At 62.5% G+C, this 19,441-nt stretch carries 21 protein-coding genes and 1 tRNA gene; 7 read left to right on the forward strand and 15 right to left on the reverse strand.

What is annotated here, in order from left to right; all coding sequences use genetic code 11:
• The first annotated feature begins 59 nt into the window (after nt 1-59).
• The gene (locus P8Y39_07300) at nt 60-701 is read left to right on the forward strand and encodes a hypothetical protein (GenBank protein MEJ2192145.1); all 642 of its coding nucleotides are present in this window, start codon (nt 60-62) and stop codon (nt 699-701) included.
• Nucleotides 702-719: 18 nt separating this feature from the next.
• Nucleotides 720-1,238, forward strand: coding sequence for a hypothetical protein (locus P8Y39_07305; protein MEJ2192146.1), 519 nt, complete (start codon nt 720-722; stop codon nt 1,236-1,238).
• A gap of 101 nt (nt 1,239-1,339) precedes the next feature.
• On the opposite strand, the gene P8Y39_07310 is transcribed toward P8Y39_07305, so the two are convergent.
• The 6 genes from P8Y39_07310 to P8Y39_07335 all read right to left on the reverse strand — a co-directional run bounded on the left by P8Y39_07310 (nt 1,340) and on the right by P8Y39_07335 (nt 5,300).
• A tRNA-Pro gene (locus P8Y39_07310) sits at nt 1,340-1,416 on the reverse strand.
• 2 nt (nt 1,417-1,418) lie between these two features.
• Nucleotides 1,419-1,802 carry a MerR family transcriptional regulator gene (locus P8Y39_07315; GenBank protein MEJ2192147.1) on the reverse strand — a complete coding sequence of 128 codons (384 nt, stop codon included), beginning with the start codon at nt 1,800-1,802 and terminating at the stop codon, nt 1,419-1,421.
• A 1-nt stretch (nt 1,803) separates the two neighbouring features.
• Nucleotides 1,804-2,085, reverse strand: a complete 282-nt coding sequence (locus P8Y39_07320) for an integration host factor subunit alpha (protein ID MEJ2192148.1) — start codon at nt 2,083-2,085, stop codon at nt 1,804-1,806.
• 172 nt (nt 2,086-2,257) lie between these two features.
• Complete coding sequence (gene aspS / locus P8Y39_07325; protein ID MEJ2192149.1) at nt 2,258-4,048, reverse strand: aspartate--tRNA ligase; 1,791 nt, start codon at nt 4,046-4,048, stop codon at nt 2,258-2,260.
• Nucleotides 4,045-4,782, reverse strand: coding sequence for a pseudouridine synthase (locus P8Y39_07330; GenBank protein MEJ2192150.1), 738 nt, complete (start codon nt 4,780-4,782; stop codon nt 4,045-4,047). Before P8Y39_07330 ends, aspS begins: the two co-directional genes overlap by 4 nt.
• 80 nt (nt 4,783-4,862) lie before the next feature.
• A complete protein-coding gene (locus P8Y39_07335) occupies nt 4,863-5,300 on the reverse strand; it encodes a hypothetical protein (protein ID MEJ2192151.1) in 438 nt (145 codons plus the stop codon).
• Nucleotides 5,301-5,470: 170 nt separating this feature from the next.
• On the opposite strand from P8Y39_07335, the gene P8Y39_07340 reads away from it, so the two are divergent.
• On the forward strand, nt 5,471-5,650 hold the full coding sequence (locus P8Y39_07340) for a hypothetical protein (GenBank protein MEJ2192152.1): 180 nt from the start codon (nt 5,471-5,473) through the stop codon (nt 5,648-5,650).
• Between the two features lie 51 nt (nt 5,651-5,701).
• Here P8Y39_07340 and P8Y39_07345 read toward each other — a convergent pair whose 3' ends face one another.
• Nucleotides 5,702-6,634, reverse strand: a complete 933-nt coding sequence (locus tag P8Y39_07345) for a DUF445 family protein (protein MEJ2192153.1) — start codon at nt 6,632-6,634, stop codon at nt 5,702-5,704.
• A gap of 69 nt (nt 6,635-6,703) precedes the next feature.
• Nucleotides 6,704-8,035 (reverse strand): GAF domain-containing protein, encoded by a 1,332-nt coding sequence (locus P8Y39_07350; protein MEJ2192154.1) that lies wholly within the window; start codon nt 8,033-8,035, stop codon nt 6,704-6,706.
• 314 nt (nt 8,036-8,349) lie between these two features.
• Here P8Y39_07350 and P8Y39_07355 point away from each other — a divergent pair, with 314 nt between their 5' ends.
• Nucleotides 8,350-8,550 (forward strand): cold-shock protein, encoded by a 201-nt coding sequence (locus P8Y39_07355; GenBank protein MEJ2192155.1) that lies wholly within the window; start codon nt 8,350-8,352, stop codon nt 8,548-8,550.
• Between the two features lie 89 nt (nt 8,551-8,639).
• Nucleotides 8,640-8,864: a hypothetical protein gene (locus tag P8Y39_07360; GenBank protein ID MEJ2192156.1), complete on the forward strand. Its 225-nt coding sequence runs from the start codon at nt 8,640-8,642 to the stop codon at nt 8,862-8,864.
• A 67-nt stretch (nt 8,865-8,931) separates the two neighbouring features.
• On the opposite strand, the gene P8Y39_07365 is transcribed toward P8Y39_07360, so the two are convergent.
• Genes P8Y39_07365 through P8Y39_07375 form a run of 3 tightly spaced genes read right to left on the reverse strand, consistent with a single transcriptional unit; the run spans nt 8,932 to nt 11,092 of the window.
• Nucleotides 8,932-9,402: an ATPase P gene (locus tag P8Y39_07365; GenBank protein MEJ2192157.1), complete on the reverse strand. Its 471-nt coding sequence runs from the start codon at nt 9,400-9,402 to the stop codon at nt 8,932-8,934.
• Between the two features lies 1 nt (nt 9,403).
• On the reverse strand, nt 9,404-10,282 hold the full coding sequence (locus tag P8Y39_07370) for a hypothetical protein (protein MEJ2192158.1): 879 nt from the start codon (nt 10,280-10,282) through the stop codon (nt 9,404-9,406).
• A 57-nt stretch (nt 10,283-10,339) separates the two neighbouring features.
• Nucleotides 10,340-11,092 (reverse strand): hypothetical protein, encoded by a 753-nt coding sequence (locus tag P8Y39_07375; GenBank protein MEJ2192159.1) that lies wholly within the window; start codon nt 11,090-11,092, stop codon nt 10,340-10,342.
• Between the two features lie 161 nt (nt 11,093-11,253).
• Between P8Y39_07375 and rtcA the strand changes: the two genes are divergently transcribed.
• Nucleotides 11,254-12,294 (forward strand): RNA 3'-terminal phosphate cyclase, encoded by a 1,041-nt coding sequence (rtcA, locus tag P8Y39_07380; GenBank protein ID MEJ2192160.1) that lies wholly within the window; start codon nt 11,254-11,256, stop codon nt 12,292-12,294.
• A gap of 4 nt (nt 12,295-12,298) precedes the next feature.
• Here the strand turns inward: rtcA and P8Y39_07385 are convergent, their stop codons facing one another.
• From P8Y39_07385 to P8Y39_07400, 4 genes are read right to left on the reverse strand one after another with little or no spacing between them, the layout of a single operon-like run.
• Nucleotides 12,299-13,588 carry a TolC family protein gene (locus P8Y39_07385; protein ID MEJ2192161.1) on the reverse strand — a complete coding sequence of 430 codons (1,290 nt, stop codon included), beginning with the start codon at nt 13,586-13,588 and terminating at the stop codon, nt 12,299-12,301.
• Nucleotides 13,585-16,785, reverse strand: coding sequence for an efflux RND transporter permease subunit (locus P8Y39_07390; protein MEJ2192162.1), 3,201 nt, complete (start codon nt 16,783-16,785; stop codon nt 13,585-13,587). Before P8Y39_07390 ends, P8Y39_07385 begins: the two co-directional genes overlap by 4 nt.
• Nucleotides 16,786-17,901 (reverse strand): efflux RND transporter periplasmic adaptor subunit, encoded by a 1,116-nt coding sequence (locus P8Y39_07395; protein MEJ2192163.1) that lies wholly within the window; start codon nt 17,899-17,901, stop codon nt 16,786-16,788.
• Nucleotides 17,902-18,522 carry a CerR family C-terminal domain-containing protein gene (locus P8Y39_07400; GenBank protein ID MEJ2192164.1) on the reverse strand — a complete coding sequence of 207 codons (621 nt, stop codon included), beginning with the start codon at nt 18,520-18,522 and terminating at the stop codon, nt 17,902-17,904.
• 115 nt (nt 18,523-18,637) lie between these two features.
• Between P8Y39_07400 and hgcA the strand changes: the two genes are divergently transcribed.
• Nucleotides 18,638-19,441, forward strand: an 804-nt coding sequence (hgcA, locus tag P8Y39_07405; GenBank protein ID MEJ2192165.1) for a mercury methylation corrinoid protein HgcA, incomplete at its 3' end; no start/stop codon positions are given.

The following is a 19,441-nucleotide window of genomic DNA, read 5'->3' on the forward strand; positions in this document are numbered from 1 at the left end:
GCGGCGATGGACCCGGATAAAGAGTCCTCTGCTGCAAGTCCAGCCCTCAGGAGGAAACAATGATCAATAACAGCATCTCAGCTGTTGGAAACCAGATTGATATAGCAACGGCATTGTACTCACTCTTGTCACTCATTTTGGGAGGTGTCGCCGGTGCTACAGTTTCTATTTTCTACAGCACACATCGCGCACGTAACGAAAGTAAATCATTGATGACTGCAATTAGCTACGAATTAATTCTTGCTTTTGAACGTTGCGTACTCTATTATGAACAAGCAAAAAAAGGTAAAATATCTTATTCAGCTCTATTTGCTTTCACAGATGCAAATATTTTCTCAAGGTTTGTATCGGTTCACAGTGACGCAAGAGTCGCTGCTGCAATAATCAATCTCAAAGCTGATTACTTTCAAATAAGCCGACATGTGGATGAAGCCTCCCGTCTTGCAGCTGGGATGGGCGTTCACGCAACGAAATCTGAAGAAGAATCAGAAAGGATGCAAGCAGCTCTAAAGGCTCAAAGCAGAGCTATGGCGTTCTTTCTGAGCTCCTATGACCGAATCATGGAGAATACAGACATACTCTTAGGAACAACTCAAAAAATGGTTCCCAGCGCCGTAGCCGATGACCTTGCTGAAAGATTTCGAAAAGGGCAAGAAAAAGTTGACAAACTGATGAGCAGTCCAAAAAAGGCGGGGCGTTAGGTTTCTGACGGGAGAGATGTGAATTGGTCAGCGATAACAGGAATATCTAGCGCGGTGATTGCACTTTGTGCCCTTGTCTTTTCCATCTGGCAAGGGAAACAGACCCAGAAGCATAATAAGCTTTCTTTCCTCCCGCATCTTACTACATGGACACAAAGCGACCCTGAGAAAGGGCTCTACACAGCTGAGTTGATGAATAATGGAACTGGCCCAGCTGTCATAGAGAGTTATTCCATAATGGTCGATGGAAAACGAATGCCTGGGGATAGAGATCAAATAGAAAATGCTTTGAAAATCATACTCCCACAACCCCTTTATCCCAGTTATACTGCTCGCCATTCCTATCTAGGGAAGGATGCCTCGTTGTCACCGAAGGAGCGGTTTACAATTGTCAGCATACAATTTCACGACCCGTTTCAGAAAGAGTTTGTGGAGAAGGCACTTGACCGAGCTGATTTGGAAATATCATATAAATCTTTCTATGAGGAGAAGTTTCATTTCTCTTCTCGAGAAGAGAAATCCTCCAAAAGACCATGATATATGAACCGACAGAAGCGTTATTATAAAAAGCTTCCCACAAAGTCCCCACATCAAAAAGACAAGGGGCCACGGCATATGCCGTGGCCCCTTGTCTTTAATGGTCGGGGCGAGCCGATTTGAACGGCCGACCTCTCGCACCCCAAGCGAGTGCGCTACCAGGCTGCGCCACGCCCCGATTCAGGAAAGCTGTTTCAGTATGTCCCGGAGCCTGTTCTTGACGTGCTGCAAAGCGTCTTCAGGCGAGTGGACAGCTTTCGGTGCCGCTTCGCCACCCCGGGGGGCTCCGCCCTCGCTCAACCTCTTGCGGACGCCCTCGATGGTGTAGCGGTCCCTGTACAGCATGTCCCGTATCCTCAGGACCAGCTCCAGGTCCTTCTTCACGTATATCCGCTGGCCCGACTTGCTCTTCCGCGGCCTCAGCAGCGGAAACTCGCTCTCCCAGTACCGCAGCACGTAGGGCTCCACCCCGGCAATCTTGCTCACTTCCCCTATCTTGTAGAAAAGCTTGTCGGGATAGGACGCGCCGGCGTCCCCGAGCTTCTTGGCCGGGGCCTTCTGCATGCTACGGCTCCTTCTCTATGCTGTCTTTGAGCTGGTTGCTGGCCTTGAAGGTGAGCACCCGGCGCGGGGTAATCTCCAGCTCCTCCCCCGTCTGGGGGTTGCGTCCTCTCCGGGGCGCCTTGTCCCGGACGTTAAAGGTGCCGAATCCGGGTATTTTCACCGACTCGCCTTCGACAAACGCCTGCCTTATCGTATCGAAGATGATTTCGATGATATCCTGAGCCTCCTTCTTCGAGAGGCCAACCTTCTCGAAAACAATCTCCACAAGGTCCGCTTTCGTCATCGCGACTCCTGTCTTTTGAGCTTTCTCGCTCCCTCAACCCGGGGAACTGCAATTTCTTAATTATATTAGGTACATAGGTAATTGTCAAGGAATTTACCGCCGCCCTGCCCACGGGCGGCCCAAAAGCCCTCCCCTGCGGGCCGCGGAGCGACTTTCATTAATTTACCATGCGTTAGGCTTCGCGGGCCCCCGGAAGGCGGATATTGGCGGTCTTTCGCACGTGAAGCTCCCTCAACTGCCTGTCATCCACCTCGGAGGGCGCCCCGCTCATCAGGCAGACCGCCTTCTGCGTCTTGGGAAAGGCGATAACGTCCCGTATGGAGTCCACCCCCGCCATCACCATGACCAGCCTGTCAAGCCCCAGGGCAATGCCCCCGTGGGGCGGGGCCCCGTACTCCAGGGCATCCAGCAGAAAACCGAACTTCTCCCGGGCCTCCTCATCCGGAATTCCCAGGGTCTCGAACATCTTTCGCTGCACCGCCCGGGTGTGAATCCTTATGCTTCCGCCTCCAATTTCGTAGCCGTTCAGGACGATGTCGTAGGCCTTCGCCCTCAGCTGCGGGAGGTCGGCCTCCCCCGAGAGCATCTTCTCGGCGTCCTCGTCCACCGGCGAGGTGAAGGGATGGTGCAGGGACACATAGCGCCCCTCCTCCTCGTCCCACTCAAGGAGAGGGTAGTCCACGATCCAGAGGAAACGGAACCCGTTCTCGACGAGACCCAGGCGCCTGCCCAGCTCCAGCCTGAGCCGCCCGAGCACATCCAGGACAACCTCCTCGGCGTCGGCCACGAAGAGCATCATGTCCCCCGGCCCGGCCCCCAGGCGGGAGGCCATCTCCCGGAGCACTTCCTCCGGGAAGAACTTCGCGATGGGGGACTCGAAATCCTCCTTCACCTTTATCCAGGCAAGTCCCTTGGCCCCCAGGGACTGGGCCAGGGCGGTGAGCTCGTCGACCTCTTTCCTGCTCAAGCCGGCCATGCCCTTGCCCAAAATGGCCTTTACCCTTCCTCCGGCGGCCAGAGCGTCCCGGAAGACCTTGAAATTCCCCCGCAGAGCGAGGTCGCCCATCTCGGCAAGCTCCAGGGCGAACCGCAGGTCGGGCTTGTCGGTGCCGTAGCGCTCCAGGGCCTCCCTGTAGCTCAGCCGGGCAAACGGAGTCTCCACCTCGACGCCGAGGACGTCCTTGAACAGCCCCTTGAGCATGCCCTCCACCAGGGCGAGGATGTCCTCGGCCTGGACGAAGGACATCTCCAGGTCCACCTGGGTGAACTCCGGCTGCCGGTCGGCCCTCAGGTCCTCGTCCCGGAAGCACCTGACAATCTGGAAATATTTCTCCAGGCCCGCCACCATCAGTATCTGCTTGAAGAGCTGGGGCGACTGGGGCAGGGCATAGAAGTGCCCCGGGTTCACCCGCGAGGGGACCAGGTAGTCCCGGGCGCCCTCAGGGGTGCTCTTGGTGAGCATGGGAGTTTCTATCTCCAGAAAGCCCCGTCCGTCCAGGTAGTCGCGCATGCTCTTGGTCGCCCGGTGCCTGAGGATGAGGTTGCGCTGCATCTCCGGCCTCCGGAGGTCCAGGTACCGGCATTTCAGACGGAGGCTCTCGGTGGCCTCGGCCGCCTCCTCGAGGACGAAGGGCGGGGTGGCCGACTCGTTCAGGATGTCCAGGTCCTCCACATAGAGCTCCACGTGGCCGGTGGGCAGGTCGGGGTTGACCGTCCCCTGGGGGCGCCGCCTGACCACCCCGCGGACGGCGATGACGTATTCGGAGCGCAGGGAGTGCGCGCGGCTATGAGCATCGGCGTCCGCATCCGGACTGAAGACGACCTGAAGGAGACCGCTCCGGTCCCTGAGGTCGACAAATATGAGCCCGCCGTGGTCGCGCCGCCTGAAGACCCAGCCCGCCACGCCGAACCTGGCGCCGACATCCGCTTCGCCGACCTCGCCGCACCCTCTGTCCTTGGTCATGCATCCTCCTTGGTAAGGCCCGCCCGATATTTTATCTTTTCTACCTCCTCCGGCGTAAGGGGCCTCAACTGGCCGGCCTTCAGGGGCCCCAGGCTCACCGGCCCCACCCTGGTGCGGACGAGGCGGATGACCGGATGCCCCACCCGCTCGAGCATGCGCCGTATCTGGCGCTTCCTGCCTTCCGTGATGGTTATCTCCAGCCAGGAGTTCTCCTTGAGCTTCTCCAGGGGCTTCGCCTGGGCCGCCCGCGCCATGCCGTCCTCGATGCGCACCCCCTTTCTGAGGCGTTCGAACTCCTCCGCGGTGAGCACGCCCTTGACCTTGACCCGGTAGGTCTTGGGCAGCTTGTGGGAAGGGTGCATGACGCCGTGGGCGAACTCCCCGTCGTTGGTCATGAGCAGAAGCCCCTCGCTGTCGAAATCGAGCCTTCCCACGGGGTAGACCCGCCCCCGCACGCCCCGCAGATAGTCCTTCACCGTGGGGCGCCCCTCCGGGTCCGACAGCGAGGTGACGACGTTTCGCGGCTTGTTCAGGGCAAGGTAGACCTTGGGCTCGGCCCTCGGAGCGAGGAGCTTTCCGTCGAGCTTGATGTGGCTCAGCAGGGGGTCGGCCTTCTGCCCCAGATGGGCGACCCGCCCGTTGACGGTGACCCGCCCCTCCTCGATGAGCTCCTCGGCCTTCCGGCGCGAGGCCACCCCCATCTCGGCCAGTATCTTCTGAACCCTCTTCTCCATAAGCCATTATATTAACAGAACTTATGGAAGGTTTGCCCGGGCTGGGGGGCGGCCGCCTTCGGAAGGAGGGGACTACCTGTTCATTGGTATTTCAGCCGGGGCATCGTCTCCACGGGGGTGTGGCCGCAGAGCACGCGGGAGAGTTTCAGCATGATGGGGTCCTTGGCCAGGTCCTCCCACCTGGCCGGATAGGGCGTCACGCTGGATATCAGGGCGCCCTCCTCGCTGTAGCGGGAGACCGCCAGGACGAGCGAGATGCCCTGCTGACAGTTCATGGCCACCACGGAGTCCACGTAGGCGCAGCCTTTCTCTTCCCGCACGGCCTTATCGGCCTCCCGGTAGTCGGTGCGGATGACGATGCTCTTGGTGTCGCTGGCGATGGTCTCCATGCTTTGGGGGTCATAGGAGACGGAGGCCCCGCCCACGTCGTCGGTCAGGTAGACCCACTGCGGCTCCTCTACCTGGGCCACCGAAACGACGGGGATGAAAACGAAGGCAAGAAAAAGAAATTTCTTCATGAATCCGAACCTCCTCCTTACCCGGTTTCCCTGAAGAGAAGCAACGTAAGTCTTCTTAAAACGTACCGAAGGCGGCGGGGGAAGTCAAGGAGACACCGAGCCGGGCGGGTTTGCAAAGTCCACCGGAAATGCTATACTTTTCGTACTTTTTTTCCACCAGGAGGGGTTTCATGAAGATCGAGCTTGAGGGGACGCTTATCCGGATGACCCCGGAGAGCGAAAGGGAGAAGGCGGAGCTCAACCAGCTCTGGACCGTAATCATCGGCTGCGTCAGCGAGGGCAAGAAGCTCGTTCCGGTGGGCGAGTATATCCCCGGCATAAAGGAAGTGGCCGTCTTCAACCTCGAATGAATCCCTGCCCTTCTTGCCGGGGCCGCCCCTCTTGAAGGGCGGCCTTGTGCGTCAGGGGAGCAGAGAAGCAAGGCGCTCCATGATGCCGCCCAGGGGGCCATGCAGGAGCTCGAAAATCCCGACGAACAGGCACCCCAGGACGATGCCGAAGAACTCCAGCCAGGGCAGATGCTGCCGGATGTTCCTGCTGACGATGTCGGTGACCTCCTCGGGGGTGTACCGGGAGAGCTTGTCCGCGACAATCTCCCTGACCCTGAGCTTCGCGAAAAAGAACGACATGAAAGAACCGGAAAAATCGTAGTTTTTCCGGAGCAGGGTGTTCTGCGGAGTAAAGAGGAAATCCTCCAGGGTCCCCGTGTGCTGGACGATGCTCTGCAGCATGGGGTAGGAGACCTCGAACTCCGAGACCTGCACCCCCACCTCCAGGAGGATGTCGTCGGCCAGCTCGTCGAGCTTGCTCTCCCGGAAGCCCACCAGGATGAAAAGCTTGGCCGGCAGGCCCACGCTGCTCTTCCGCGCCACGCTCTTCAGCATCTCCTTCACCCTCCGGTGGGCCCTGGGAGAGTGGACGAACCGGAGCATCTGCTCGCGGAAATCCTCCAAAAAGGAGTTCAGAACCTTCTTCGTCTCGGCGAGATTCATCTTGCGGACCTCTTCCCTGAGCCAGTCCTCCATGTGCTCCACGTCAAGGAGGTGCTTCTCGGCGGTCAGGGCCAGGGACTCTATGATGGCGTCGCGGTTTTCAAAAAGGACCCCCGAGCCCGGCAGGTACCACTTCTTCTCGAAGAGCATCTTGATGGCCACCGAGTTGGTAAACCCCCCGACGAACCCTCCAAGGAGAATCTTGGAGAGCACCTCGAGCGGAGGATACCACGCGCTCGCCAGAAACGTCAGGGCCATGAGGGCGAAAACGCAGACGAGTATCGTCTTTATGTGCTTCTGTATGAAGGACGCTCCCGTGGGGAGCCCCGCGTGCGCACGCATCCCCTCTATTATAAGACGAAACGCGGGCACGGGAGACCGACGGGAGGAAAATCCCCCTCCCGGGAGGGACTATTCTATCAGGTCCTCCTCGCTCATGTTCCGGAGGAAGACGTCCACCAGCATGGGGTCGAACTGCGTGCCGGCGTTCGCCCTGAGCTCCTCGACGGCCCGGGCGAAATTGACGGTGCGGGCCATGACGGCGTCGTTTATCATGCGTCCGACGTTCTTGTAGCTCTTGGCGCTGACCATGACGTCGAAAGCCTCGGCGATGGCGACCATCCGGGCCTCCAGGGGGATGGCGTCCCCCTTCAGGCGGTCGGGGTATCCTTCGCCGTCATAGCGCTCGTGGTGGTGCAGGACGACGGGCAGAAGGTCGGCGTAGAACGTGATGGGTTTGAGGATCTCGTAGCCGTATCGTGCATGCAACTGATACTCCTCCACCTGGGTAACGGTCCGCATGTTTATCTTGAGGAACCCGATATCATGGAGCATGGAGGCCTGGTAAAGCAGCTTCTTCTCGGCCTCCGGGAGGCCGAGCCCGCCGGCCATCGCCAGCGTGTACCGGGCCACCCGCTTGGCATGGCCCTCCTTCTCCGACAGGTTCTCTATGGCGCTGACCAGGATGTTGGTCATGTGTATCTCGTAGTTCTTCTTGACCTCGTAGGAGCTGGTCTTCTCCAGGGAGGCCGCGGCCTGGCCGGCGAAATGGGTCATCACCTCCTCGTCCTCCCCGGTGAAGGCGCCCGCGGACCTGCTGGTCAGGACGAGCGCCCCGAGGACCGTCCCGTCGAAGCTCAGGGGCACGGCCAGGGCCGACCTCGTGTCCGGGGGAAGGCCTTCGTCCATCTTGGGAAAGAGGCTCGTGTCGGAGGCCACGTCGTTGGCAAGGACCGGCTCGCCCGCTTCCACGGCCCAGCCCACCACGCCGCGGGATGCGGGCATGCTCTCTCCCCTCAGGCTCTCCTCCAGGCCGCCCTTGACGGCCTTGTATACCAGCGTACCGCCTTCCCGCATCACCACGGCACCCGCATCGGCCCGCGTGATGACCATGGCGGCCTCCATGATGTTCTCCAGGAGGACGTCCTCGTAGCCTATCTTGTTCATGTCGCTGATGGTGCCCAGAAGCGTACTGAGCTTCCAGCTGTATTCGTCTATGGCCTGTATCGCCCGGGCGGAGGTCGCCTTGGCAAGATAGATGACGATGACGGCCAGGCCCGCCATGATGACCATGATAAGGATGACGGAGTTCAGGGGAATGAAATCAAGAAAATTATAGAGAAAGCGCACCACGAAAAGCAGCGTCACGAACAGGCTCAGGACGATGATCCAGTTCAGGGTCTCGATTTTCTGCTTGATGAACTCTATGGCGATGTTGCTGGCGGCAGGGGCCTTAGCTTGCATCTGCTCATCCTCGGTATTCCGGGGGAGACCGGAACTCCCCCTGTTTTCTCTGCCTGCGTCCGCAGAGTATGCATTTGATTAACACACCCGGGTAGTGAAGTCAACCAGCCTGCTCACTTTGTGATTGTGCTCACAAGGCCGGGGGCTTCGCGGGCACCGGCCGCCGAGACGCTTGACCGGGCATGGGTCCTTGTGCGATAGTAGGAGCGAAGTTCGGAAGCACCTGTTGTCCAGAACCCAGAGGCCCTTGACTTTGCGGTTTTCCGGCATGGTCCCGACTTCTTCGAACGTTTCTTGAAAAGGAGGTGAAGGGAGTGCCGAACGGAACCGTCAAGTGGTTCAATGACTCCAAGGGCTTTGGATTCATAACCTCGGAGGACGGCGGAGACGTCTTCGTTCACTACTCCGCCATAGCCGGGGAGGGCTTCAAGTCCCTCGCCGAGGGAGAGGCCGTGAGCTTCGACGTGGTGGAAGGCCCCAAGGGCCTGAAGGCCTCCAACGTCGTCAAGCTCTAAACGGTGCGCCCATGCCCCGGCCTTTTTTCGGGCCAGGGTTTTTTTGTGCCCGCCGCTGCGTGCCGGAGGTTTTCCTGCTATAATGGAGCATGGCTGGCGAAGAAGAGCTGACCGTGCCGGTGCGCAAGGACATCTGCGCGGAGTGCGCCATGGCGCTCAGACGCTTCATCGGGCATGAGAAGGGGGTCAACTCCGTCCTGGCGGGGGACGGAAAGCTCATTGTCCGGTTCGACAGGGAAAAAATCCCCCAGGACGAGCTCTTGAGGCTCACCAGGCAGAGCATCGAGAAGCTCGGCTATACCGTGGAAGAGTAGCCGGCCCGGAAGGGCTCCGGCCAACGAAGAACCCCCATCCTCCGGTTTCTTTCACCCGCGTGGGCTCTCAGTACCGCAGGGTCGCCACCAGGCGGCGCGGCTCAAGCAGAATGTCCAGGGCGTCCAGGACGGATGGGACGAAGACGTCCGCGGACTTCAGGGCGTTTGTGGCGCAGCCTTCACCGAGTGAGACGGCCATTCCCAGCCGTGCCGAGGAGAGCATGGCCCAGTCGTTCATCCCGTTGCCCAGGGCAACCACCCTCTCCTGCCCGAGAGAGGACACGTACCGCTCCTTTTGCACGTCGTGGCGCGAGCCCTCCAGAATGCGCACCGAGCAGTGCACGCCGGAGAGCTCTTCCCGGGCGCGCCCGAAGGTGTCGGCGGTAAGCACGTGAATGGCAAGCTTCTCCGCCAGGGTGTTCAAGCGCTCCTTCACCCCCGGGACGAGCCGCCCGTCCTCGGAGAGGGTTCCGGTAAAATCGCTTACCAGGTGCTCAAGCCTGAGAAGCCCGAAGCCCGGAACGTCTATGGTCATCATGTCATTCTCCTTCCCCCTCCGCGAGCCGGAACGATTCCCCGCCCAGGCCGTGAGAGCCCGCTTCTCCCCCGTCCTCCCAGGAAAGCTCGTATATCTCCTCCTCCTGCTCCCGCACCCCCTGCCCCCGCGCCTGGAGCTCCCTGTGGATGAAGGGTCTTGTCGCTGTGGGCAGCCGGGGGTCGGCATGGAGGGTCCTCAGGTCGGCCGTCTTCATGCCCTCGATGAACTCCACCACCTTGCCCATGGGCGTATGGAAATTCCTGATGAGGGCGAACCGGACGAGGTACCTCGGCGACCACTTCGGGTCGCCCGCCAAGGCCCGTATCACCGCGGGGCGGGTGCCCCGCCGGTTGGCGAGCCTGTAAAGCTGCTCCTCCGTCAGGCGCGGGCTTTGCAGGCAGGCCCGCACCACCCGCTCATCGCTCTGCTCCATGATCTTCATGATGACGGGGCCCGATGCCCTCCGCGAGAGGGCCACTTTCATCCCCGGAGGGAGGGCCTTCAGGCGCTCGGCGATGGACGCCTCCACCCTCTGCCTGACCGCGATGGGAATGTAATGGTCCCGAGTCATGTCGGCCTGGTCGGTCAGGCGGATATGCTTCAAGAGGGAAAGGGCCACCCGGAGCGGGCTCCGGGGATGGCGGGCCACCGCGAGCCGGATACGGTATGATCTGCCGAACCTCCCGTGGGCCGCCAGGAGCCCCAGGGCCTGGGAGGTTGCGGCCCTGCTCGCGGCGATGTACAGGGCCATCTCCTCGGTGAGGTTCGGGTTGCCCAGGGCCTCCTCCAGGAGCGCCGGGTGCTCGGAGCGGAGAATCGCCCAGAGCTCCTCCCCCGCGGCCTTCCGGACGGCCGCCGTCTTCCGCCCGGTCCCGGTCATCCGCAGGCCCTCCCGGCCCCGTGAGCGGCCCCGCTTCCGAACATCACCCGCTTCTCATCAGCGCAGCTCCGGCACCCGTGTCAGAAGCTCCAGGGGGAGCACCGTCTTGCCCTCCGGACTGAAAGGCTTGAAATATTTCTCAGGCAGCTCCACGCCTTCTTCCGGCTCCTTCAAGGTAAGCTCCAGCGTAAAAGACCCCGGGAAGGAGAAGCGCACAAATGTGGGGACATCCCCGCGATAGGCGTCGAACATCGCCTGCATGAACTGCGCCCCGCCCCGGTAGACAACAGCCGACGCCTGCTTCAGGGTGACCGGGTTAAAGCCGTACTTGCCCAGGAGGAGCAAATCCCCCCCGGCCGACCGCGTGAAGGCATAAAAAACATACCGGCCCGGGGCCGCCTCCACCGCATACATGCCCTCGGGGGGGCGGAGGAGCCTGGGGGCCCGGCCCTCGTAGATTGCATCATCGCGGGGGATGTAGACTTCCAGCACGCCGCCCGTGCTCACCATCTCCAGAACCCTGAAGCCCAGGGGGTCGTAAAGCCTCAGCCACAGGGAGTCCGGCGAGCGGAAGGCAAAGACTCCCTTGAAAGAGCCCAGATGCTCCCCCTTCCTCAAGACCCGTCCCGACACCCGGGCCTTCGCGGTCTCCACGCCGCTGAAGGCAAAGGACTTCTTGAGGACCTCCACGCTCACCCGCTCGCGGGGCACGGGGGGCAGAACCGGCCCGGGGGGAACCGCCACCTCCCGCTTGGCGCAGGAGGACAGGGCCAGAAAGGCAAGGAAAAGGGCCACAAAGAGCCGCGGCAAACCCGCTTCGCGCCCAGCCGGCCTGCCGGGACGCGTCGGGGGGTGGTCTTTCAGGGCTGTCTTCGGCGGCATGGAAAATCGGCTCCCCGTCATGGCTTATCCCCGGCATTATACACCAGGGGCCGATTGTGATGAACCTCCGCAGGTGATAGCATGGGAGGATGCCGAACGCGGCCATCGAGTTGGACGGCTCCTACCTGGAGGGCGGAGGACAGATTCTGCGGACCGCCTCCGCCCTTTCGGTCCTCACCAGGACGCCCTGCCTCATCCGGAACATCAGAAAGAACCGGCCGAACCCGGGCCTCCGCACCCAGCACCTGGCCGGCCTGGAGGCCCTGGCCCGCCTTTCCGGAGGCGCACTCGAAGGCGGTGAGATAGGCTCCACCCGGGTGCGCCTGCACCCGGGAGAGGAGCGAAACGACATTACTGTGCCGATTTCCACGGCGGGAAGCATCACCCTTGTGCTTCAGTCCCTTACAGTCGCCGCGTTGGGGGACACGCGGCCCGTAACGGTCGCCTTCCAAGGCGGCGCCACCGACACCCACTTCGCCCCGACCCTGGATTACTTCCTCCAGGTCTTCGCCCCGGCGGCGGGGAGGTTCGGCCTGAGAGTGTCGCTTGAGGTGCAAAGGAGAGGATACTACCCCAAGGGCGGCGCCAGGGCGACCGCCGTGCTCCACGGGGCTTCGGGCGAGGTCCACGCGCCTCCGTCCCTCCTTGAGCGCGGCCCCCTTGAGGCCCTTCACGTCTTTTCCTCGGCGTCGGCCTCCCTCAGGGAAAGGCGCGTAGCGGAGAGGCAGCGCGACGGGGCACTGAAAGTCCTCGCCGGAGAGGGCGCACCGGTCCACGAGGACGTCCGGTACCACGAGTCCTCCTCGCCCGGAACGAGCATATGCCTCGCGGCCCGGTATCGCTGGGCCCTCCTCGGCGCCGACGGGCTGGGCAAACCAGGCAAGAGAGCCGAGGACGTCGGTGCCGAGGCGGCACAGGCCCTCCTGAAGGAGATGTCCTCGGGTGCCTCGGTGGACAGCCACCTGGCGGACCAGGTGCTGCCTTTCATGGCGGCCTCCGGCTGGGGGACCTCCGTCCGGGCGGCCGAGGTCACCCGGCACGCAAAGACCAATATGTGGGTCATAGAACACTTTCTCGACGGCCGCTTCTCCGTGCAAGGGGCCGTTATGACATGGACGCCGGGCCGGTAGGGGCTCAGGAGCTCCGGAACTCCTCCGGAACGCCCTGCTCCAGCACCCGCTGGATGCGGGCGGCGGCGATGTGCAGGTCGTACAGGGCCCCGTCAAGCTGGTTGCGGGCCCTGGTGAGGAAGTTCTCGGCGTCTATGAGGTCGGTGGTCGTGGCCAGGTTCTCCCGGTACCGGGCGTCCGTCACCCGGTAGTTTTCCTCCGCCTGCACCACGGCCGTGCGGGCCACCTTGAGCTGCCCCTCCGAAACACTGTAAAGCTCGACGGCTTCCCTGAGCTGCAGGGTCAGCTCCTGCACCGTATCCCGGTACTCCTGCTCCGTCGCCCGGGCGAGGTAACGCGCCTCGGCCATGTCGTGCTTTCTCCTGAACCCGCTAAAAAGGTTCCAGTTGAGGCTGACCGTTCCCAACATTTCGTCCCCGAAGAACAGATGGTGCCCATTGGGAACGACCGAGTCGCCGTACCGCGTATAGGACGCCGAGACGTCCAGGGAGGGATAATACTGGCCCTTTATGGCCCTCATCCTGAGAGTCTCCGATTCCCTCTGCGCCCGGAGGGCCTTCAGCTCGCTCCGCCTCTCAAGCATGGCCTTCTTCATGCCCTCATAGGCGCCGACATCGAGTGCCGGCAGGCCCGCGAAGCCCTCGATTTCCTCGTCCTCGGCAATCTCCACCGCCATCAGCCTGGCCAGTCTCTTCAGCGTCACCCGCACGTTGCCCCGGGCCTGCAGGAGGTTCTGCCGGGCGGTGGCCAGCTCCACTTCCACCTTGAGATAGTCGTTCTTTGCGATGAGGCCCTCCCGGAGAAACGCCGCCGCGTCCTTCAACTGCCGCTCGAGGAGACGCACACTTTCCTTGGCCGTCTGCAGACGGCTCCTGGCCCTCAGGACCTCGGCATAGGCGGTCCGGACCGAAAGCACGATGTCCTCCTGCACGGCACGGCGCTCGTAGACGGCCGCCTCGGCGTTCTTCCGGGCGGCCTGGTAGGACCTCAGGTCCGAGAAGCCCCGGAAAAGATTGTAGCTCGCCTCCAGGGCCACGAGCGAGGTCGTACCGGCCTGAAAGAAAGTGGACTCGCTCGACTTCCGGTAGTTGTAGTTCGCATCGAGCCTGGGCATGAACTCCGAGCGCCTGGAGCCGATGGTCTCCTGGACGGAACGCTCGCGGACGATGAACTGCTGGATGCGGTGGTTGTTCTGAAGGGCCGTCTTGACGGCCTCATCCACGGTAAGGGCGTGCGCCCCACCGGTAAAGGCCAGGACCAGAACAAGGGAAAGCGCCACACGGAGCCGCCTCATGACGTCCCTCCTTCCCGGAGCGAGACTGCCTTCTCCTCCGGTTGCGCCTCCCGGGCAACCTCCTCCGTCCGCCCATCCGGTTCCTTCCGGGTCGGCACCTTCTCCATCCGGATGACGAAAAGCAGAAGCGAGGGGATGATGAAGACCGTAAAGACTGTGGAGACGGCGATGCCTCCCAGGATGACGCTTCCCAGTCCCCGGTAAAGCTCCGAGCCCGCACCGGGGAAAACCACCAGGGGGAGCATGCCGAAGATGCTGGTGGATGCGCTCATGTAGATGGGCCTGAGCCTGGAGCGGGTGGACTCGAGCACCGCCTCCCGGTGCCCCATCCCGTGGTAACGGATGTTGTTCAGGGCCTGGTGGACGATAAGGATGGCGTTATTGACCACGATGCCGACCAGGATGACAAAACCGAGCATGGTCACCACGTCCAGAGGCTGGGAGACGAAGAGGTTCAGTATGGTCAGCCCGACGAACCCGCCCGCCCCGGCCAGCGGTACCGTAAACATGATGACCAGGGGATAGACGAAGTTTCCAAACAGTGCCGCCATGAGCAGATAGGCTATCATGGCCGCCAGAACGAAGTTCCACTGAAGGGCCCTCCGCGTCACGTCGAGCTTGTCGGCCGCGCCCCCCAGTTTGATGTCCACGCCCCCGAGCATGCCCGCCTGCTTCAGCCCGGGGACGATGCGCGTCTTTATGCTGTTCATGGCCGACTCCAGGGGCATGGTTTTCGGAGGGGTGACCTCGAGCGTGACGGTGCGGTTGCGCTCCAGGTGGCGGATCTGGGTAATGCCCGTGGTCCTCTGCATATCCGCCAGGCTCGACACGGGCACCACCTTGCCTCCGGGGGTGACCACCAGGGAGGAGAAGAGGGCTTCCGGCGTGGAGACGTCCTCCTCCGTCGTCAGGAGCACCATGTCTATCTTCTTCTCGCCGGGCTGCTTGAACTCCCCCACGTCCCGGCCGTCCATGAGCACGTCCAGGGCCACGCCCAGGTCCCGGGTGCTCATCCCGTTGCTGCGCAGGCGGTCCCTCCGGGGGACCAGCCGCACCTCGGGATACAGGACCTCCATGGTGGGCACCGGCCTGATCTGCTCGATGCCCTCGGCCTTGATCTTGCCGAAGAGCACCTGCGCCGACTGCACGATGTTATTCAGGTTCTTGCCGCTGATATCCACGTCGATGGTGCGCCCCTGGCCCAGGCGCGTCTGGAAGATGCCGGCCTGAAGGCTCACGCCGAACATGCCCGGCACCGAATAGATCATCCGTGTAAACAGGGGGATGAGGTCGGCCGCCCTGTCAATGCGCTTGCTCGTAGCCCCGAATATCATGAAACCCTCCGACCCAACGTAGAACATGTTCTCGATGGCGGGCAAGCCGTCCCGGTCCTGCCCGATGTACGGCTCCACCTGCTCGAACAGATGCTCTCCTATCTGCTCCCGCTCGGCATAGGACAGGCCCGGCGGAGGAACCATGTAGTTGATGATGAGGTTCCGGTTTCCCTGGGGCAGGTACTCCATCGGCGGTATCAGGAACACCACCACCGCCACGGCAAGGCCCGTGAGCGAAAGGACCGTCACCACCCTGGTGGCCCAGTTCTTCGTCGTCGCGGCGACCGCCGCCATGACGAGGCCCCTTGCCTTCCCGCCCACCGCCGAAAGGACGCCTCCCTTCCGGGGAACTTTTCTCCCTCTCTTTCCGCCCCGGGTCAGCCCGAAGATTTTCCGCGAGAGCATGGGAATGACCAGCACGGAGACGAAGAGGCTCAGGGTGACCGCTGAAACAACGGCTATGGCGATGTCCCGGAAGAGTTGGCCCGCCTCCTCCTGGATGAAGACCACCGGCAGGAAGACGGCCACCGTGGTGGCCGTGGAGGCCAGAACCGCCCCCCAGACCTCCCTGGTGCCGTCATAGGCCGCCGAGAAGGCGGATTTCCCCATCTTCCGATGCCTGTCGATGTTCTCGATGACCACGATGGCATTGTCCACGAGCATCCCCACGGCAAAGGCTATGCCGGCAAGGCTCACCACGTTGAGGTTCCTGCCCAGCATCTGCATGAATATGAACGTGCCGATAATGCTGATGGGGATGGCAGTGGCCACCACCACCGGGGCCCGGGCGCTCTGGAGGAACAGCAGAAGGACCAAAACGGCCAGGATGCCGCCCACGAGGATGTTCTGCTGGATGAGGTCTATGGCCCCCCGGATGTAGGGCCTCTGGTCATAGACCCAGTCCAGGAATATCCCCTGAGGGAGGAGAACCTCCTTGTTCAGACGGTCCACGACCTCCTTGGTCCTGTCCGTCAGGGTGAGCACGTTTGTCCCCGGCTCGGGCTTCACGCCCACTGCGATGCCGCCTTCGGAGTTGTGCATCACCTTGTCGCGCCGCTTCTCGTACCCGAACTTCACGGTGGCCACGTCGCGCACCCGGATGCGGCGCTGCCCGGTGGAGCGCAGGACGACCCCTTCGATTTCCTCCGGGCTGGTGAACTCCCCCGTGGTCCGAATCCGGTAGTCTCGCCGGCTTACGCCCAGGTTGCCGGCCGAGACATTGACGTTCTCGGCCCCGAGGACCTCGATGACGTCGTTTATCGTCAGCCCGTAGGCGGCAAGGCGCTCCGGGTTGACGATTATGTGCATTTCCTTCTCTATGCCGCCGCGGACGAAGAGGTCCGCCACGCCTTCCACCCGCTCCAGGTGCTGGCGCACCTCGTTCTCGAAGAAACTGAAATAGGTCTCCACGGGCCGCGGGTTGCCCTCGACCGACTTCAGCAGCATCCAGACGACCGGCGAGGTGGCCGCACCCGTGGCGTTGATGACGGGCTTTTCGGCGGCGTCGGGGTAGCGGGGGACTTCGTTCAGTTTATTCGACACCCTGAGGAGCGCATCGTCTACGTCCGTGCCGACGCGGAAGCGGAGGGTGACCGTTCCCATGCCGTTGCTGGACTCGCTCTCCATCTCCGCGAGGCCGGGAATGCCCTTGAGGGCCTCTTCCTGCTCCTCGATGATCTCCCTCTCCACCTCGTACGGCGTGGCGCCCCTCCATACGGTGGTCACCGTTATCTCGGGCTCCACCACCGAAGGGGAGAGCTGGTAGGGCATCCTCATGAGCCCTATGAGGCCGAAGAGCACCACCAGGATGACGCCCACCACGATGGTGACGGGCTTGGTTATGGAAAACCGTACGACGTCCATCTATCCGTTGCTCCGGCCCTTCTGCCCGGCCACCGTGACGGGCTGCCCGTCACGGAGCCGCTCGTTGCCCTTGATGACGGCCTTCATTCCGGCCACGAGGCCCGGCCCTTCGATGCCGGCCACGAGCCCTTCGTAACCGGTCACCGAAACGGGGACCATCCTGGCCTTCCCCTCCTGGACGACGAAGACGATGTTCTGGCCGAACATCTCGATGACCGCGTCGCGCAGGACGACGAGCCCCTTGCTCCCGGGCCCCGTGGGAATCCTCACCCGAGCCTCCATGCCCTGAAGAAGCCCGCTTTTGCCCGCAAGCCTCAGCTTGACGGTGAAGCTCCGCGTGGCCACGTCGCCCTTGGGGATAACGGTCAAAACGGTGCCCGCGAGGCTCCTGCCCCCGCTTTGCACCTCGAGGGAGCGGCCCTTCTGGATGTAGGGCAGTATCCTCTCGGGCACGTCCACCAGGACATCGAGGGCGCTGTCATCGGCCAGGACGGCCACGGTGCCGCCCCCCGTCACCCACTCGCCGGGCTCCACCGTCTTTTCCAGGATTATCCCGCCGAAGGGGGCCTCTATGGTCTTCTTCCTCTTTTCTATCTCCAGCCTCTCGAGCTCGGCCCTCAGGGAGTCGCGCTTCTTCTCGAGGGACTGTGTTTTGAAAAAGTGCTCGTCCCTCAGCGACTCCGAAACGGTCTCCTCCCTGTAAAGGTTCTCGATGCGCTCCAGGTCCTTCTTCGCCTTCTGGTACTCAGCCACGGCCTGCTCGAAGGAGGCCCGGACGCCCTGTATTTTTGCCTCCAGAAGCTCGGTGCTCAGGCGGACGAGCACCTGGCCCTTCTTCACCCGCCGTCCTTCTTCGTAGTTGACGCTCTGCACCTGGCCTTCCACTTCCGCCGAAAGGTCGGAGACCTGGGCATAGTAGACGGTGCCCACGAACAGGGCGGAAGGAGCCACCATGCCTTCCTCGATTGCATCGACCACCACCAGGGCAGGCGGCGGACCCGCGGGCTTCTTTTTGGCTGCATCCGGGCCCTTTTCCTCGGAAAGGCCCGCCGCGACCAGGGGCAGCAGGAGAAGCACCAGCGCCAGAACACCCTTCGCCAACCGGGATATCTTCATCTATTCACCCATTCCCTTCAACGAAAAGTCCGTAATGTGCTCCACGATTTCGTCGATGAACTCCCTGCTGTAGGCGCGCCGCGTCAGCCGCTTCACGAGCTCCCTGGCCCGGACAAAATGCACCATCTGGCCGAAGATGCTCGCCATCGAGAGGACGAGCTTCGTCTCGGGCATGTCGGGCCTGGCCCGCCTGAATGCGTCCAGGAGCACCCTGTGCATGGGATAGACTCCCTCCTCGAAGAGAATATCTGTGGCCGTGCCCTTGCCGGAGAGCTCCGAGAAGAAGATGTTCAGAAACTGCTCGGACTCCCTGGAGGAAAGCATGTCCTCGAGGAACTCCCGCACGAACATGCGGATGACCTCTTTCAACCCGGGCTTCCCCTCGGCGGGCACCACGCTCAGCAGGGCGTCTGTCTTCTGGGAAACGCTCTCCGTGAGCCTCCTCCGAAAGAACTCCCTGTAGAGGTTCTGCTTCCCCTGGAAGTGGTAGTTGATGGCGGCCACGTTGACCCCCGCCCGCTCGGTCAGGTCCCGGACGCTCACCCCGTCATACCCCTTCTCAAGGAACAGCTCTTCCGCCGCCGCAAGGAGCTTCTCCCGGGTGCCCGCAGTTGTCCTCACTTCCCTGGGAATCGACATTGAGCCGTAGTTTAAAACATTGTTTGAAAATTTTGCAAGAGCCCCGTGTCGCCCCCGGACGACCGGCCCGCTGGATGCCCCCTGGGCCCGGGGGACGGTGCAGACTCCCCTGGGCGACGTGCTCCGGGTCGCCACGGAGCTCAGCCGGAGCGACAAGGTAGGCCACTGGAAAGTCCGCTGGGGCATCGGGCGCATGCGCTATACGGTGCGGCCGGGGCTCTACGCCGTGGGCAACCCCGACGGCCGCTCCCCGGTCCTGGTCTCGGCCAACTACAAGCTCAGCTTCGACCGCCTGCGCTCGGAGCTGGGAGGGCTTGACGCCTGGGTCCTCGCCCTGGACACCAGGGGCATAAACGTCTGGTGCGCGGCGGGCAAGGGAACCATGGGCACCGAGGAGCTGCTTGGCCGCATGGAGGCGGCGGGCCTTTCGGACCTGGTCACGCACCGCACCGTGGTCGTCCCCCAGCTTGGCGCCCCCGGAATCAGCGCCCACGAGGTGAAGAAGAGAAGCGGCTTCCGCGTGGTCTTCGGGCCGGTCAGGGCGGGCGACATAGAGGATTTCCTGGCCAGGGGCATGAGGGCCACCGTCCCGATGCGCACGGTGGGCTTCCCCTTGAGAGACCGCGCCGCCCTGGTGCCCATGGAGCTTATCCCCGCCCTCAAGCCGGCCCTGGCGGCGGCCCTCGGGTTCCTCCTTCTGGGAGGGCTCGGCCCGGGGGGATATTCCATCCACGGCATCGTGACCCACGGGGCCCAAGGCGCCCTGCTCATCCTGGGGGCCTTCGCTGCCGGCGCCGTGCTGGGGCCGCTCCTTCTGCCCGGACTTCCCGGAAGGGCTTTCTCCCTGAAGGGGTTCTGGACGCGGAGATTCAGAAGATCCTGGACCTGGGCGTGCAGATCG

The organism is Nitrospirota bacterium (genome assembly GCA_037386965.1).
Classification (GTDB): domain Bacteria; phylum Nitrospirota; class Thermodesulfovibrionia; order Thermodesulfovibrionales; family JdFR-86; genus JARRLN01.